This is a genomic window from Henriciella litoralis (assembly GCF_002088935.1).
Classification (GTDB): domain Bacteria; phylum Pseudomonadota; class Alphaproteobacteria; order Caulobacterales; family Hyphomonadaceae; genus Henriciella; species Henriciella litoralis.
The window spans coordinates 2,137,213-2,153,447 of sequence record NZ_NCSS01000006.1 but is presented as its reverse complement, the minus strand read 5'-3'; the positions used below and the strand labels follow the sequence as shown (position 1 = coordinate 2,153,447).

General features: G+C 60.3%; 15 protein-coding genes. 7 read left to right on the top strand and 8 right to left on the bottom strand.

Features of this window, described 5'->3' with window-relative positions; genetic code table 11:
• Positions 1 to 47: 47 nt before the first annotated feature.
• The 4 genes from sucC to odhB all read left to right on the top strand — a co-directional run bounded on the left by sucC (position 48) and on the right by odhB (position 6,947).
• Entirely contained in the window at positions 48 to 1,241 is a 1,194-nt protein-coding gene (sucC, locus tag B8783_RS14035) for an ADP-forming succinate--CoA ligase subunit beta (protein ID WP_084420724.1), read from the top strand.
• Positions 1,242 to 1,298: 57 nt separating this feature from the next.
• Positions 1,299 to 2,201 carry a succinate--CoA ligase subunit alpha gene (gene sucD / locus B8783_RS14030; RefSeq protein WP_084420723.1) on the top strand — a complete coding sequence of 301 codons (903 nt, stop codon included), beginning with the start codon at positions 1,299 to 1,301 and terminating at the stop codon, positions 2,199 to 2,201.
• A 91-nt stretch (positions 2,202 to 2,292) separates the two neighbouring features.
• A complete protein-coding gene (locus B8783_RS14025) occupies positions 2,293 to 5,301 on the top strand; it encodes a 2-oxoglutarate dehydrogenase E1 component (protein WP_084420722.1) in 3,009 nt (1,002 codons plus the stop codon).
• A gap of 35 nt (positions 5,302 to 5,336) precedes the next feature.
• Complete coding sequence (gene odhB, locus B8783_RS14020) at positions 5,337 to 6,947, top strand: 2-oxoglutarate dehydrogenase complex dihydrolipoyllysine-residue succinyltransferase (protein WP_084420721.1); 1,611 nt, start codon at positions 5,337 to 5,339, stop codon at positions 6,945 to 6,947.
• Between the two features lie 72 nt (positions 6,948 to 7,019).
• Here the strand turns inward: odhB and B8783_RS14015 are convergent, their stop codons facing one another.
• Both B8783_RS14015 and pyk read right to left on the bottom strand, forming a co-directional pair.
• On the bottom strand, positions 7,020 to 7,700 hold the full coding sequence (locus B8783_RS14015; protein WP_084420720.1) for a class I SAM-dependent methyltransferase: 681 nt from the start codon (positions 7,698 to 7,700) through the stop codon (positions 7,020 to 7,022).
• A gap of 270 nt (positions 7,701 to 7,970) precedes the next feature.
• Entirely contained in the window at positions 7,971 to 9,365 is a 1,395-nt protein-coding gene (gene pyk / locus B8783_RS14010; protein WP_233355800.1) for a pyruvate kinase, read from the bottom strand.
• A gap of 301 nt (positions 9,366 to 9,666) precedes the next feature.
• Between pyk and B8783_RS14005 the strand changes: the two genes are divergently transcribed.
• The gene (locus tag B8783_RS14005) at positions 9,667 to 10,401 is read left to right on the top strand and encodes a hypothetical protein (RefSeq protein ID WP_084420718.1); all 735 of its coding nucleotides are present in this window, start codon (positions 9,667 to 9,669) and stop codon (positions 10,399 to 10,401) included.
• Between the two features lie 72 nt (positions 10,402 to 10,473).
• Here B8783_RS14005 and B8783_RS14000 read toward each other — a convergent pair whose 3' ends face one another.
• From B8783_RS14000 to ftsE, 5 genes are all read right to left on the bottom strand, one after another.
• Positions 10,474 to 11,037, bottom strand: a complete 564-nt coding sequence (locus tag B8783_RS14000; RefSeq protein ID WP_084420717.1) for an HNH endonuclease — start codon at positions 11,035 to 11,037, stop codon at positions 10,474 to 10,476.
• A gap of 164 nt (positions 11,038 to 11,201) precedes the next feature.
• Positions 11,202 to 11,834 (bottom strand): DNA-3-methyladenine glycosylase family protein, encoded by a 633-nt coding sequence (locus B8783_RS13995; RefSeq protein WP_084420716.1) that lies wholly within the window; start codon positions 11,832 to 11,834, stop codon positions 11,202 to 11,204.
• Positions 11,831 to 12,580 (bottom strand): lysophospholipid acyltransferase family protein, encoded by a 750-nt coding sequence (locus tag B8783_RS13990; RefSeq protein ID WP_084420715.1) that lies wholly within the window; start codon positions 12,578 to 12,580, stop codon positions 11,831 to 11,833. Before B8783_RS13990 ends, B8783_RS13995 begins: the two co-directional genes overlap by 4 nt.
• Positions 12,577 to 13,446, bottom strand: coding sequence for a cell division protein FtsX (locus B8783_RS13985; protein WP_084420714.1), 870 nt, complete (start codon positions 13,444 to 13,446; stop codon positions 12,577 to 12,579). The genes B8783_RS13990 and B8783_RS13985 overlap by 4 nt, the downstream gene beginning before the upstream one ends.
• Complete coding sequence (ftsE, locus tag B8783_RS13980) at positions 13,446 to 14,159, bottom strand: cell division ATP-binding protein FtsE (RefSeq protein ID WP_084420713.1); 714 nt, start codon at positions 14,157 to 14,159, stop codon at positions 13,446 to 13,448. The genes B8783_RS13985 and ftsE overlap by 1 nt, the downstream gene beginning before the upstream one ends.
• A 66-nt stretch (positions 14,160 to 14,225) precedes the next feature.
• Between ftsE and B8783_RS13975 the strand changes: the two genes are divergently transcribed.
• Complete coding sequence (locus tag B8783_RS13975; RefSeq protein WP_084420712.1) at positions 14,226 to 14,915, top strand: MJ0042-type zinc finger domain-containing protein; 690 nt, start codon at positions 14,226 to 14,228, stop codon at positions 14,913 to 14,915.
• Positions 14,912 to 15,445 (top strand): phosphoribosyltransferase, encoded by a 534-nt coding sequence (locus tag B8783_RS13970; RefSeq protein WP_084420711.1) that lies wholly within the window; start codon positions 14,912 to 14,914, stop codon positions 15,443 to 15,445. Before B8783_RS13975 ends, B8783_RS13970 begins: the two co-directional genes overlap by 4 nt.
• Here B8783_RS13970 and B8783_RS13965 read toward each other — a convergent pair.
• Positions 15,424 to 16,224, bottom strand: a complete 801-nt coding sequence (locus tag B8783_RS13965; RefSeq protein ID WP_084420710.1) for an alpha/beta hydrolase — start codon at positions 16,222 to 16,224, stop codon at positions 15,424 to 15,426. The two genes, B8783_RS13970 and B8783_RS13965, sit on opposite strands and share 22 nt — an antisense overlap.
• Between the last annotated feature and the right edge of the window lie 11 nt (positions 16,225 to 16,235).

Genomic DNA, 16,235 nt, shown 5'->3' with positions numbered 1-16,235 from the left:
CGCGTTGGCGCCTGACTTGCCGACGCTATGAAGAGGCTATTTTCTACATGAATATTCACGAATATCAGGCCAAAGCTGTCCTGAAATCCTATGGTGCGCCCGTTGCAGATGGGGTGCCAGTGCTCTCGCTCGATGACGTCCAAAAGGCCGTCGACACGCTTCCCGGACCGCTCTGGGTTGTCAAAAGCCAGATCCACGCAGGTGGACGCGGCAAGGGCAAATTCGTGGAGAAGGAAGCCGGCGAAAAGGGCGGCGTCCGCCTCGCCTTCACAAAAGAAGAAGTGATGGAGCATGCCAAGCAGATGCTCGGCAATCACCTCGTCACCGCCCAGACCAATGCCAAGGGCAAGCAGGTCAACCGTCTCTACATCGAAGACGGCGCTGACATCGAGAAAGAGCTTTACCTCTCCCTGCTCGTCGATCGCGCCTCCGGCCAGCCGGCCTTCGTGGCGTCCACTGAGGGCGGCATGGACATTGAGGAAGTCGCGCATTCGACGCCAGAGAAAATCCTCACCCTGCCAATCGACCCTGTTGCCGGTGTCACCGACAAGGATAGCGCCGCGCTTTGTGATGCGCTGAAGCTGGAAGGCGATGCCCGCACCGACGGCATGAAGCTCTTCCCGATCCTCTACAAAGCCTTCACCGAGAAGGACATGGCGATGCTGGAGATCAACCCGCTGATCGTCATGGAAAACGGCCATCTGCGCGTCCTCGACGCCAAGGTCAGCTTCGACGGCAACGCGCTTTTCCGTCATCCGGACATTGTTGAGCTTCGCGACAAGACTGAAGAAGACGAAAAAGAGATCGAGGCGTCCGAATGGGACCTCGCCTATATCGCCCTCGACGGCACAATCGGCTGTATGGTGAACGGTGCAGGCCTCGCCATGGCGACGATGGATATCATCAAGCTGTACGGCGAAGAGCCAGCGAACTTCTGTGATGTTGGCGGCGGCGCCGGCAAGGAGAAAGTCGCAGCGGCCTTCAAGATCATCATGAAGGACCCGAACGTCAAAGGCATCCTGGTCAACATCTTTGGCGGCATCATGAAATGTGACGTCATCGCCGAGGGCGTGATCGCCGCGGTGAAAGAGACCAATCTGGCTGTGCCGCTGGTCGTTCGTCTCGAAGGCACGAATGTCGACGAAGGCAAGGCGATCATCAAGGAGAGCGGCCTGAACGTCATTCCGGCCGACGATCTCGACGATGCAGCCAAGAAGATCACTGACGCGATCAAAGGCTAGCCTTCTTTTTCGAATTTTCCGCGCCTGAGGCGCGACACACATTCAGGGACCAAATACATGTCCATTCTTATCGACAAGAACACTAAAGTCATTGTCCAGGGGCTGACCGGCAATACCGGTTCGTTCCACACCAATCAGGCGCTGGAATATTACGGCACCAAGATGGTGGCCGGCACGCACCCGAAGAAGGCTGGCCAGAAATGGAAAGCCGACAATGGCACCGAGCTGCCTATCTACGCCAATGCAGGCGAAGCCAAGGAAGCCACCGGCGCGAACGCGTCTGTGATCTACGTGCCACCAGCTGGCGCAGCAGCGGCTATCGAAGAAGCCATTGATGCAGGCATCGAGCTGATCACCTGTATCACTGAGGGCGTTCCGGTGCTCGACATGGTGCGCGTGAAAGCCAAGCTTGAGAAATCAAACTCCCGCCTGATCGGCCCGAACTGCCCAGGCGTTCTGACCCCGGAAGAGTGCAAGATCGGTATCATGCCTGGCAAGATCTTCCAGAAGGGCTCTGTCGGCGTCGTTTCGCGCTCCGGCACACTGACCTATGAAGCTGTGTTCCAGACCTCGCAGGCTGGCCTTGGCCAGACGACAGCTGTCGGCATTGGCGGTGACCCGGTCAACGGCACCAACTTTATCGACGTGCTGGAGAAATTCCTCGGCGACGACGCGACCAAATCGATCATCATGATCGGTGAAATCGGCGGTTCTGCTGAAGAAGAAGCTGCACAATTCCTGATCGACGAGGCCAAGAAGGGCCGCAAGAAGCCAATGGTTGGGTTCATCGCGGGCCGCACAGCGCCAGAAGGCCGGACTATGGGCCATGCCGGTGCTATCGTTTCGGGCGGAAAAGGCGACGCGCCATCCAAAATCGCGGCAATGGAAGAGGCTGGCATTCGTGTGAGCCCGAGCCCTGCCCGACTCGGAACGACCATGGTAGAGGTTCTTAAAGGATAATCGCGGACTATATGGTTCGCACGACGGCCAGACGCGGCCTTTATGGACCACGCCGGGCCGTCATCTGAACACTCTCAGGACGGTTAGTTAAATGGCAGATGATGGATCACCGGTAACGGGAAAGCGCAGTGCGCAGAACAGCGCGATGCTGGATACCGCGTTCCTTTACGGTGGCAGTGCGGTCTGGATCGAGAAGATGCAGGCCGCCTATTCGCGCGACCCCAATTCGGTGCCCGAAAGCTGGCGGGACTTCTTCCGCGAGCTTGGCGATGGCGGTGATGATGCCACCCGCAATGCGGATGGCGCGAGCTGGAAGCGTGAAAAATGGCCGAAACCTGCCGATGCAGATCAGCTTGCCGCCTTTGACGGCAACTGGGCTGCGCTCGAGCCGAAGCTTGAGAAGAAGATCAAGGCGGACCAGCCCGCCGCGACGCTGGAAGACGTGGCCGGTGCGGTCAAGGATTCCATTCGCGCGCTGATGATGATCCGCGCCTATCGCGTGCGCGGACACCTCGCTGCCCAGCTCGACCCGCTGGCCATGGACAATAAGGGTGACCAGCCTGAGCTGGACCCGGCCAATTATGGCTTCGGGCCAGACGACATGGATCGCAAGATTTATATCGATGGTTATCTCGGCGTCGAATATGCGACTATTTCTGAAATGGTCGACATTCTGCGCCGGACCTATTGTTCGACGATCGGGATCGAGTTTCAGCACATCTCCAGCCCTGAAGAGAAATCCTGGCTGCAGGAGCGGATCGAGGGGCCGGACAAAGGGGTTGCGTTCACGCCGGAAGGCAAGAAGGCGATCCTGACCAAGCTGATCGAAGCAGAGACGTTCGAACGCTTCCTGCATCGCCGCTATCCCGGCACCAAGCGCTTCGGCCTCGATGGCGGTGAAGCGGCCGTGCCTGCGCTGGAACAGATCATCAAGCGCGGCGGCGCCCTTGGCGTAAACGAGATCGTTGTTGGCATGCCTCACCGTGGCCGCCTCAATATGCTCGCTGCCGTGATGGGCAAGCCATACGAGAAAATTTTCCACGAGTTCCAGGGTGGCTCAACGCAAGCCGCTGAAGGCTTCGGCTCCGGCGATGTGAAATACCACCTCGGCGCCTCATCGGACCGGTCGTTCGATGGCAATGAGGTCCACCTCACCATGAACGCCAACCCATCTCACCTTGAGGCGGTGAACCCGGTTGTTTTGGGCCGGACACGCGCTAAACAGGCGATGGAAGCTGAAGAAACCGGCGTTCTGGACCGTTCGCACAAACTGCCTCTGCTGCTGCACGGTGATGCGGCCTTTGCGGGACAGGGCGTTGTGTCCGAGTGTTTCGCGCTGTCCGGCCTTGCCGGGTATCGCACCGGTGGCACGATCCATTTCATCGTGAACAACCAGATCGGCTTTACGACGAGCCCGATGTATTCGCGCTCCTCGCCGTATCCATCAGATGTCGCGCTGATGGTGCAGGCGCCGATCTTCCATGTGAACGGGGATGACCCGGAAGCGGTGACCTATGTGGCGAAAGTCGCCACCGAGTACCGTCAGAAATTCGGCAAGGACGTTGTCATCGACATGTTCTGCTATCGCCGGTTCGGCCACAATGAGGGTGACGAACCGATGTTCACCCAGCCGGTCATGTACAAGAACATCAAGGAACATGAATCGACGCGCGAAATCTATGCGCGCCGCCTGGTGGAAGAAGGTCTCGTCACGGCTGAAGAGGTTGAGACGCAGGTCAATGATTTCGGCGATTTCCTCGACAAGGCCTTCGATGAGGGCAAGGAATTCGAGGCGACCAAGGCCGACTGGCTCGACGGCGAATGGAAAGGCCTCGGCCTGCCCGAGGATGATGAGCGCCGTGGCAAGACCGGCGTCACCGTCAAGAAACTCAAGGAGCTGGGTGAGCTGATCACCACGGTGCCGGAAGGCGTGGACATCCATAAGACGCTGAAACGCGTTATCGATGGGCGCCGTGAGGCGATCTCGTCCGGCAAGGGGCTCGACTGGGCCACCGCTGAGCATCTCGCCTATGCGACACTGTTGGAAGAGGGCTTCCCTGTCCGCCTGTCCGGCCAGGATTCCGGCCGCGGGACATTCTCCCAGCGCCACAGCCATTTCGTCGACCAGAATACAGGCGAGCGCTACACGCCGCTGGATAATCTCGGCGAGAATGCGGCCCATTATGAAGTGATCGATTCGCTTCTCTCGGAAGAGGCAGTTCTTGGCTATGAGTATGGCTACTCGCTGGCTGACCCGAACTGTCTTGTTCTCTGGGAAGCGCAGTTTGGTGACTTCTCGAACGGCGCGCAGGTCTTCTTCGACCAGTTCATCTCATCGGCTGAGCGCAAATGGCTGCGGATGAGCGGTCTCGTTTGCCTTCTGCCGCATGGCTATGAGGGGCAAGGGCCGGAGCACTCATCTGCGCGGCTCGAACGCTTCCTGCAGATGTGCGCGGAAGACAATATGCAGGTGTGTAACCTGACCACGCCGGCGAACTATTTCCATGCCCTGCGCCGTCAGATTCACCGCGATTTCCGCAAGCCGCTGATCATCATGACGCCGAAATCGCTTCTGCGTCACAAGCTGGCGACCTCGTCGCTGGATGATCTCAATACGCAGTCATCCTTCCACCGTGTTCTGTGGGACGATGCCGAGACGCCGGGCCGCGAAGGCAAGGTGAAGCTCGTCGAGGACAAGAAGATCCGCCGCGTCGTGCTCTGTTCGGGCAAGGTCTATTACGACCTGTTCGAAGCGCGCGAGGAAAAAGGCAGCGACGACATCTATCTGCTGCGCGTCGAGCAATTCTATCCGGTGCCGCGTAAATCGCTGATGCAGGAGCTGAAGCGCTTCCCGCAGGCCGAGATGATCTGGTGCCAAGAAGAGCCACGCAATATGGGTGGCTGGACTTTCATGCGCGACGAGATCGAATGGGCCTGTAACCAGGTCGGCGTGAAAGCGCCGCGCCCGAAATATGCAGGTCGCCCGCCATCGGCAGCGACGGCAACCGGCCTGCTCTCACAACACAATAAGGAACGCGATGCCCTGATCGCCGCTGCGCTGGGCGACCAGCCGGTGGAAGACAGCATCGTTTCCGCCTGACCCCTGATCACCGACCACTAAGAAACGGAATAGACATGACGGACATTATCGTACCTCAGCTCGGCGAGAGCGTAACCGAGGCGACTGTCGGCCAGTGGCTGAAAAAGGCCGGTGACGCTGTCTCCAAAGACGAAGTTCTGGTCGAGCTGGAAACCGACAAGGTTTCAGTTGAGGTTGCCGCAACGGCAGACGGCACGCTGTCTGAAATCGTCGCGAATGAAGGCGATACGGTTGAGATTGGCGCTGTGCTCGGCCGTCTCGGCGGCGGCGATGCCAAGGCATCCGACGCGCCTGCCAAGGACGACAAGAAAGCCGCCAAGTCTGAAGCGCCGAAAGCTGAAGAAAAGCCAAAAGCTGAGCCTGCGAAGGAAGACGCAAAGGCCGCGCCGGCTGCGAAGTCCTCCGGCGGCGACCTGACCGATGTGGCCGTGCCAACCATGGGCGAAAGCGTCACAGAAGGTACGATCTCCGAGTTCACCAAGAAGGTCGGCGACAAGGTCTCCAAGGATGAGACGATCGCCGAGATCGAGACAGACAAGGTCGCGCTGGAAGTGCCGGCCAGTGCAGACGGCACGATTGCCGAGCTGCTGGTGTCAGCCGGTGATACGGTGACGCCCGGCGCAGTCATCGCGCGGATCAGCACAAGCGGTGGTTCTGCTGCGGCCTCTTCGGCGCCTGAAAAGGAAGCGCGGGTCAGCCAGGGCGCTGTCAAAGGCGAAACCCCTGCAGAAACCGGCGAGTCCGCTTCTGGGCAGGAAGACCGTCCGGTGTCTCCATCGGTGCGCCGTGTGGCCAGCGAAGGCGGCGTCAATCCGCAGGACATTCCAGGGTCAGGCCGTGATGGCCGCGCGACCAAGGCCGATGCGATCGATTATGTGAACAAGGCGGCCCAGTCCTCTGCGGCCTCCAAGGCCCCGGAAGCACCAAAGGCCACACGCGAAGTGGGCCCACGCGAAGAACGCGTGAAGATGACCCGGCTTCGCCAGACCATCGCCCGCCGCCTGAAAGAGGCGCAGGATACTGCCGCCATGCTGACGACATTCAACGATGTCGACATGTCTGCAGTGATGGCGCTGCGCTCGAAGTATAAAGAGAGCTTTGTCGAGAAGCATGGCGTGAAGCTTGGCTTCATGGGCTTCTTCACCAAGGCGATCGTCTCGGCGCTGAAAGAAATCCCGGCCGTGAATGCCGAGATTGATGGCTCTGACATCATCTACAAGAACTTCTACGATATCGGCATGGCTGTCGGCACCGATAAGGGCCTCGTTGTGCCAGTTATCCGTGACTGTGATGAGCTGTCGATTGCCGGGATCGAACGTGAGCTGGGCAATCTTGCCCGCAAGGCGCGCGATGGCGATCTGACGATTGGCGACATGCAGGGCGGCACGTTCACCGTGACGAATGGCGGGGTCTATGGCTCGCTGATGTCGACGCCGATCCTCAACCCGCCGCAGTCCGGCGTGCTCGGCATGCACCGGATCGAGCAGCGCCCTGTCGCCATTGATGGCAAGGTCGAGATCCGCCCGATGATGTATCTGGCACTCTCCTATGACCACCGCATCGTTGACGGCAAGGAGGCTGTGACCTTCCTCGTCCGCGTCAAGGAAGCGCTGGAAGATCCAGAGCGCCTGCTGCTCGACATCTAGTCGGAGTTAAGAAGATAGATATGAAAGCGCCCGGTCAGAAATGGCCGGGCGTTTTGTTTTTGAGGGGCAGCGTCAGGTGCGCACGGTGACCCATGACCGGATGAGCATGCCCTGAAAGATCTGGACCGGATCACTGAAGCCGACCGCTGTCATCATGGCGGCGACGTCTTGCGGGGAATGCGCGGCGAAGGCGTGGCCGAAGTTCTCGCGGTACTGAGACTTCTGGTCGGCGGACATCTGGCTCGCATTCATGCCTCTGATCCAGATATCCATCAGCTGGTCGAAACCGGGATCGGCGCGATCTGCGGCAAGGTCTGCATTGACGAAGAGGGCGCCGGGTTTGAGGCGGGCGGCGATCTCACGGAAATAGGCTTCGCGCTCGCTCGCGTCTGTCAGGAAGTGAGACACCAGAAGCGAGGTCGCCCCATCATAGGCTTCTCCCTCTTCCAACGTCTCCAGATAGCCCTCATGGAAGGTGCAGCGGCCTAGAATGCCTGCGGCTTCGAGTTTGGTTCGTGCAACGGCGAGCATCGCGGGTGCGGGATCAGCCAGACAGAAGCGCCAGCCTGGATAAGTGGCCGCGAGGGTCAATACTTCCGCGCCCGTGCCTGCCCCGGCGCAAAGGATGTGAGCGTCTTCCGGCACTGGCTCGAGCGCAAGCATGGCCGTCAAATTCAGACAGTCGCGGATGGGGGCCATATTGCCGAACTGGGTGTCGTAAATGGCCGCGTGGTCTTCATCGAAAGGGGTCATGCATGTCTCCAACAACGAGTTGTGTAATGACATAACATTTTGCCAAGGCAAGAGCCTTTCGTTTCTGGGGAGGAGGGGGGCCACGGGGGTCGAACATGACTCGCCGGCACGCAGAGGGGGGGCTGGTCAGAAGCATGATGTGTACGGGAAATCCGGTCCGAACTGGGCACCGGGTATGTTCAATGCGCTGAGTTCGCTTGCTTTAGCTAAAAAAGGCACGGGAAGGCGCGACCTCACACGATAAAAGATGAGCAAAAGAGAACGCGTCCCTTACCCCCGCCGCACCCCAATTTCCCATGCGGTTTCGTCGTCGTCGCCTTTCCAGGCGGCATAGGCGATGGCGCCGTCGAGGTTTGCGGCTTTCATCAAAGCGAGAGGCCAGTCTTCCTGTTCGATGTTCTCGATATGGATCGGGTGGACGCCCCAGAGGAGTTGCGCGCGGCGGAGGCGGGGGCGGTCTGCTGAGCCATAGAGGATCTTGAAGCGGCCGCGATGCTTGGAAAACTGGGCGAGCCGCCTGGCAGACCCTGTGCGCAGGGCCAGAGCTGCGGCCTGTTCGACCAGCGCGAACGCCTGGGCGGCGCGGGCGACGACATCGATGCTAAGCTCGGCCTCCCGATCACCCATGAACTGGCGAAGCGACCCCCGGAAGTCAGGTGCATCTTCGGTCGCCGAGATGATGCGGCTCATCACAGAGACGGCGGCGACCGGGTCATGGCCAATCGCGGTCTCGGCTGACAGCATGACGGCATCCACACCCTGATAGATGGCCGTGGCGACATCGCTGGTTTCGGCGCGGGTGGGCGCGGCATGCTCAATCATCGATTCCAGCATCTGCGTCGCGACGATGACCGGGCGACCCCGTTCACGCGCCTCGCGCACAATCTGCCGCTGGATAATCGGGACATGTTCAGGCGGATATTCGACACCGAGATCGCCGCGCGCGACCATGACGCCATCAGCGGCTTCGATGATGGCTTCAAGCTCATTGATCGCGCCGGGCTTTTCGAGTTTGGCGATGAGCGGGGCGGCGCCGCCGATCTCGGCCTTGGCTTCTTCGACGTCTGAAACTGATTGCACGAAGCTAAGGGCGAAGAGGTCCACGCCAAGCTGTAGTGCGAAGGCGAGGTCTTCACGGTCCTTTGGGGTGAGGGCTTTAAGGGGCAGGGTCTTGCCGCGAATGGTGAAGCCCTTGCGGTCTGAGAGTTCGCCGGCGAAATCGGCGGTGACTTTCGGCGTGTCGCCTGCCTCGCTGACAGTGAGCGAGATCATCCCGTCATCGCAAAAGACGGTGTCGCCTTCTTCCAGTTCGGCCAGGATTTCCGGGTGGGGCACGGGAATCGTGTCGGGCTTGTCAGTGCTCTCTTCGTCGATCAGAGCGTATTCGGTGCCCTCGCTGAGCTGGATCTTGCCGTCCGGAAAGGTACCGACGCGGACTTTTGGCCCTTGCAGGTCTGCGAGTATGGCGAGCGGGCGACCGAGTGTTTTCTCAGCGCGTCGCACAGCGTCGAACGTCTTCTTGTGATCTTCATGCGAGCCGTGACTGAAGTTCAGCCGGAAAAGATCAGCGCCAGCTTCGGCGAGGCGTTGCACCTGTTCAGGGCTGCTGCTTTTCGGACCGAGTGTGGCGAGGATCTTGGCGTTGCGGCCGCGCAGGCGTGGCATGTCTGGCATTCAAAACCTTTCGCGCGGCGATAAAACAGGCCGGGCCTTCATGGTGGGAGCGCTTCAAACGCCCATTTTGCGCTGAATCTGACAATAATTTCACGCTTTCGACCAGCAAAAAAGACCGGTTTCAGGTGCCGTTTAGAGGCGTCAGATAGAGATCGGTGTGAAATTAAATCAGTTGAATCAGAGGCGTAGAGAGAAGCTTTGCGACCTTAAGGAGAATTAACGCGGCAATGGGAACACCACCGAGCGACCTGCCGTTCTTTCCCCATAGCTAGAAAGGCTAAAGGAGAAAGTTATGAAACGCACACTGCTTACCGCTACCGCTGCCGTCGCCCTGATGGCATCCGCTGCAACTGCGCAGGTCGTCAATGACGACATCCAGGCGAAGACTGAGGCTGAAGTCGCCATCGATCTGCCGGACACTGCTGTCGAGACTGGCAATAGCGCCATGACCGACCTGGAGGCCGAAACGCCAACAGATACCACCCCAAGCTGGGATGGTGATGCCGAACTGGAAACAGACGGCAATGTCGAAACCGGCATTGGCGGCGAATATTACGAGAATGAGGCAGAGGCAGAAGCTGATGCTGACTGGAGCGCCGATGCGGACGTCGATGTCACGACGCCGGACATAGCGACTGAGGACGATGTCGAGTCAGAGCTTGGCACCGAGATGGAGACCGAGAGCGATGGCGAAGGCGGTCTCTATTATGAGAGTGAAGAAGATGCCGAAGCCGATGCCGTTCTGGAGCCAGACGAAGGCGGTGATGCTCTCGTGCCAGAGGCCGAATTTGGCGCTGATGGCGAAACTGACACCGAAGCGGACATGAGCGACGGACAAGGCGGCGAATATTATGAAGACGAAGCGGCCGCCATGGCTGACTCCGATCTGAACGCCGAAGCCGGTGCGAACGTCGAGCTGAATGATCCTGAGCTCAACAGCTATGTCGAAGGGCAGCTGGAAAATGCCGGTCCTGAGGCTGTTGAAGACGCCGACACGATCGAGCCGGAGGAAGATCTGGAATACTAGGTCTGACCCGTTTTAAAGAAGAAGGCCCCGCACCCTGAGAGGTGACGGGGCCTTTTTTGTGGGATGCCGGGATCAGGCTTCCAGCTCAACATCCCAGTAAAGGTAGTCCATCCAGGTGGCGTGCAGGTGGTTTGGCGGGAAGCGGCGGCCGATTTCCTGCAGCTGGTAATTGGTCGGACGGGCAGGTTTGCGCGCCGGTATCATCTTGGCGTCCTCGGGCATGCGCCCGCCCTTCTTCAGATTGCAAGGCGAACAGGCCGCGACGATGTTCGTCCAGCTGGTGCGCCCGCCCTTTGAGCGGGGAATGACATGATCGAAGGTAAGTTCCTCATGCGCGCCGCAATAGGCACACTGGAAGCCGTCCCGCAGGAACACGTTGAACCGGGTGAAAGCGGGGGAGCGGTCCTGCCGAACGAATTCGCGCAAGGCGATGACCGAGGGAAGGCGCATCTCGAAGCTTGGGCTGCGCACCACCGTGTCATATTCGGCGATGATGTCGACGCGGTCGAGGAAGACGGCTTTGACGACGTCCTGCCAGGGCCACAGAGATAGCGGATAATAGGAGAGGGGGCGGAAGTCCGCGTTCAATACGAGAGCTGGTCGCCCACTTGGTGGGCTGGTCAGGACTTCAGGCATGTGAACGCCCTCTTTCAGTCCTGGTCGATCCTGTTGGCTTTCGGTCAGTGAACACGCGCCTCCATCGGTTGTGAGGGTATCATTACTGATTCCCTGAGACGAGTTTATGACAGAATTGGCCCTTGGCTAGAGGGGGCGCGCATTTTCTGTCCCTTGTGCGGTCACTATTGGGCGCTGGCCTTGTCGCGCTCAGCATTTATCCAGCCCCAGAGCAGGTGTGCCGCGACGCCCCGATAGGGGCGCCAGCTTTCGGCCAGCGTGTTGAACGATTTGGTGTCGTGCCGGTCGCTCGCATCGCTCAGCAGTTTGTAGGCTTCCATCAGGCCGACATCGCCGACGGGGAAGGCGTCGAGCCGGCCGCAATAGAGCAGGAAAAGGTCCGCGGTCCATGGGCCGATGCCCTTAACGGCAATCAATTCGGCGCGGGCGTCGTCTATCTCGGCGCTGTAGACGCGGGTGAGGTCGAGTGCGCCGCTTTCTATCGCGTCGGCAATGGAGCGGAGGTGTCTGACTTTCGGGCGTGAGAGGCCGCAGCCGCGAAGGGTGTCATCCGAGGCAGCGAGGACTGAGGCGGTCGAGACCGTACCGAGCGCGTCTTCGACGCGGGCCCAGATGCTGGCGGCGGCCTTGGTTGTGATCTGCTGATAGGCGATCATGCGGGCAATGACGGAATAGTTCGGTTCGCGGTAGCGCCATGTTGGGAGCCCGAGGTCTCTATAGGCGCGGGCGAGGGATGCGTCGCGTTCGCTCAGCCAGGTGCAAGCCTCTACTAGGTCAGCTTGCGAGGGGGCGCTCATGCAAGATCGTCTCGTGTCCGCCCCTGCGCGGCAAGACCTTCATCGAGGAGGCGCTCAGAGGCGGCCTCTAGATCGGCGGACATGCGCGCGAACATTTCCTTGCGATTGAGATCGGCCGGGATCGGGGGGAGAACCTCATAGACGACGTGTCCCGGTTTGCGGGTGAGACCGCGCGCTGGCCAGCAGAGGCCGGAATTGGTCGCAAGCGGCACGACCGGGATGTTGAGCGCATTGTAGAGCGCGGTGACGCCAGCGGCCTTGTACTCTGGCGGCGCGCCGGGGGCGGCCCGTGTGCCCTCCGGGTAGATCAGGATCTGGCGGCCGTTTTTGGCGCGAACGCTCGCCTCTTTCAGCATGGCTTTCAGCGTTTTTGTCGTTCCCGCCCGGTCAATCGGGATCATGCGCGTCTTGAGGGCGTACCAGCCAAGGGCTGGATACCAGAGCAGCTCGCGCTTCATGATGACGGCGGCATCCGAGAACAGGATGAACGGGATAAACACGTCCAGCATCGCCTGATGCTTGCCGGCAATCAGCAGGGCGCCGTCGGGGATACGTTCGCGGCCTCGCAGTTCAACGCGGACGCCGCAGATCAGCCGAAGGCCGAGCCGGACATATTCGGCAAAGAAGGCGACAGCCTTGATCGCGAAGCGCCGGGACAAAAGCAGGGTCGGCAAGCAGGCGACTCCGATGACGGCCATGCCGCCATAGAGCCACAGAAAAAAGAGGATTGAGCGGATCGTGTTCAAAGGACGTTCTTCAGTGACTGGCTGACGGTGCCGCCGGCTGCGAAGCGTGAGGCCAGGCCGCCGATAACCGGCGTGACGGCGAGGATGACGAGGTCCCAGAAGTCGAGCGAGAGGCGGGGCAATAGCTCGCTATGAGAGGCGGTGCTCTGGGCGGAAAAGACGATGAGGGCGGTAACCGCAAGCGCGGCGACCGATCCGGCGGACCCTGCTTTCAGCCCAAGCGTCCAGAAGCGGCGCTCAAATAGTCTCGCAATGAAGCTGTCTTCTGCACCGGCAAGATGCAACACATCGACGATGTCTTTTCGGGCGAGGAGGGCGGCGTGGGTCGCGAAGGCGATCACGGCAATGGCGGTCGCGGCCAGCAGGATGACCATGCCGATGGCGGCGACGCGCAAGGTGCCGAGCGCGCTGCGCACTTCGGCGGCATATTCAGAATGCGCCTCGGCCACGCCGGTATAGCCCGCGCGGGCAAGCTCTGCATTGATATCAGTGGAGATATCGGCTGCCTCGCCGTTCACTTCGACGGCGATGAGGACGGGCAGGGGAATGCCCTCTGGAATACCGCCCGGGCCGAAGCTCGGGGCGAGAAGGACTTCCAGATCCTCACGCGAAAGGACGCGGGCAGAATCGACGCCTGAGACCTCTTCAATCAGCTCGGCGGCCGCATCTGCGCCGCGCATATCGGTTTCGGTGAGGCGCACCGTCATCTGACCTTCGACCTGCGCCGACCAGGCATGAGCTGCTGTATAGGTGCCGCGCGCGATCAGCGTGGCGAGCACGGCGAGAAAGCAGAGCGCAGCGACCACAAAGAAGAGGGCCGCTTCGCGCGCATCGCTTTCAGGCAGGAGGGGGGTCGGCTTGGACATCAGGCGGCGCCAAACTCCTGATCCTGAAACAGCAGGCCATCCTGCAGTTTGTAAACGGGCGCGTTAAACTCGCGGATGATGTGCATGTCGTGCGTGGCGATGATGATCGTGGTGCCGAGGCGGCGGTTGAGTTCGATGAAGAGGCGGAAGATACGCCGCGCCATCTCAGGATCAACATTGCCGGTTGGCTCGTCAGCAATCAGGAGATCGGGCTTGTTGATAAGCGCGCGCGCAATCGCAAGGCGCTGCTGCTCGCCGCCGGACATCGCTTGGGGCAGGGCGTGCAGGCGGGCGCCGAGGCCAACCCAGCGGATAAGGTCAGTCACTTCGGCGGCGTATTCAGGCTCTTTCTGGCCGAGCACACGAAGTGGCAAAGCGACGTTCTCGAAGGCGGTGAGGTGGTCGAGCAGGCGGAAGTCCTGAAAGACGACGCCGATGCGCCGGCGAAGGGCCGAGAGCTGTTTGCGCGACAATGTACTTGTCTGCTGGCCAAACAGGCGGATGCCGCCGCTTGTTGGGGCATGTGCGAGGTAGAGCAATTTCAGCAGCGAGGATTTGCCCGCGCCGGAGGCGCCCGTCAGGAATGAGAATGTGCCAGGCCGCAGCCGGAAGTTAATATCCGACAGGACTGCGTCCGAGGTGTCGTAACGCAGGCTGACGCCGCTGAGTTCGACAGCTGGCATATTCGAATTGTCCGGGCCGATTCGGCTCATGCCCCACCTTTCAAATCCGCAGCGGTCCAATCGACTAATCCCGCGAATTGAGTGATTATCCAAGCCATGATTCTCACCTGTCCCAATTGCGAGACCCAGTATTTTGCTGACGACTCCACGATCGGCGAATCCGGGCGGAGCGTAAAGTGCGCTGCGTGTGACAATACATGGTTTGTTGATCCAAAAGGTGAAGCGCTTGCAGCCGGGCGTGTGACGGGCGGCGCACATGAGGCGTATCGCGAGAAAGTGCGCGCGCGCCGGGAGAAGGCCAGCCGGTCTGTCGCGGTGATCGCCTGGGTGGTCGTGGGCAGTGTTTTTGCAGGCATTCTTGCAGGTGGCTTGCTATTCCGGGACCGGGTTGTCGAGGTCTGGCCGCAATCGGCCTCGGCGTTCGATGCGATCGGGCTGGAAGTGAACCGGTTCGGCATGACGTTCACCGAGACAGAGGCCGAGCGCTTTCTGGAGGGCACGACGCCTGTTCTGGAAATTACCGGCGAAGTGAAGAATGTGACGGGCAGCGTGCGGACAGCCCCGCTTATCCGCGTGGTGATGCTGGACGAAAAGGGCGTCGAGATCGGCGAATCCTTTGCGACGGTTTCCCCGGACAATATTGCGGCGGGCGATACCGGCAAATTCGTGACCCGTGTCGAGAACCCGCCCTATGAGGCTTTTGAGCTAGAGCTGCAATTGGCTGCGCCGGGATCGGGCACGCCGGGAGATGTGCGGTCGATAGCAGATGCAGGCGAGGCAGGATGAGCCAGTTGGATAAACCGATCGAAGTCGTGCTGAGCGAAGATGAGTTGATGAAACGGGTCGACGATCTCGCTGACCGGCTCTTGCCGCGCCTGACGGGCGACTGGTCGGCGGTGAATATTCTTGTCGGGGCGACGCCGTTCACGAGCGATCTGATGAAAGCGCTGGCGCGCCGCTCGGTCCACCCTGTGCTTGATGCGCTCTGGCTGGAAAGTTACCGCGATGAGCGCGAAAGCTCTGGCCGGGTGCTGGTGCGGGCCGATATTGCCCGGCCTGTGAAGGGGCGCGGCGTTCTCATCATCGATGATGTCTTTGATACGGGCCGTACACTTGCCTTTGCGCGCTCACATCTGATGACGAAAGGCGCACGCGAAGTGATCACCGTTGCGCTGGCGCGTAAGCCATGGGCGCCGGAGGGGGCCGATGATGTCGATTTCCACGCCTTCGATGCGCCGCCGCGCTTTCTCGTCGGCTATGGCATGGATGATGCCGGCAAATACCGCGGCCTGCCCTATATCGGTGCGCTCGACTGAGTTGATGCCGGGCGGGTTCTGTTGAGCCAGCCAAGAATGTCCGCAATGACCTTGTCGGTGCCGGGTTCATCAAGGATCCAGTGGGCATTGTGGGGGTATTCCAGATAATCGCCCGGCTTTGCGGCCTCTGAATATTTCTGTCCGACCCGGCGCACGGCCTTGATGGGCGTCGCCCTGTCCTTGCCCGCGCCGATTGTGAGGGTCGGAATGTTGATGGTCTTTTCGTCAATCGGATCTGAGTTCTGCAGATCCATGTAGACCTTGCCGGAATCATAGCGCGCCTTGGCATAAATCTCGTCATGGCGAGATTTATCGACTTCGTTGACAACGCCCCAGCCGAAACCGAAACGGCCGACCTTGTAGCTGTTTTCGGGGATCTTCTTCTGACCGGATTTGAGGATGCTCCAGAAGGTGATGAGGAGGCGCAGATCGCGCACCTGGCAGTCTGGCGTCTGGGCCGGGGTGAGAAAGACTGCGGCGCTCGCATCGCCCTGGGCGGCAAGTTTCTGGGCGATATAGCCACCCATGGAGTGGCCCATAATGGCCGGTTTCTCGCCGGTCTCTTCGGTCAGGCGGGCGCAGGCGGCAGACATGCGGTCAACATAGTCGCTGAGGCGAAGCTCACTGAGCGAGGCAGGCGGCTCAGTGATCGTGCGCTGTTCAGGATAAAGGGTAGGGGCGTCGACGCGCCATCCATCGGCTTCAAAAGCGGGGCGCATCCGGTCCCAGACATCGCCGCCGCAACCAACACCGTGGATCATCAGGATGGATTTGGTCATCGGGCAGTCCT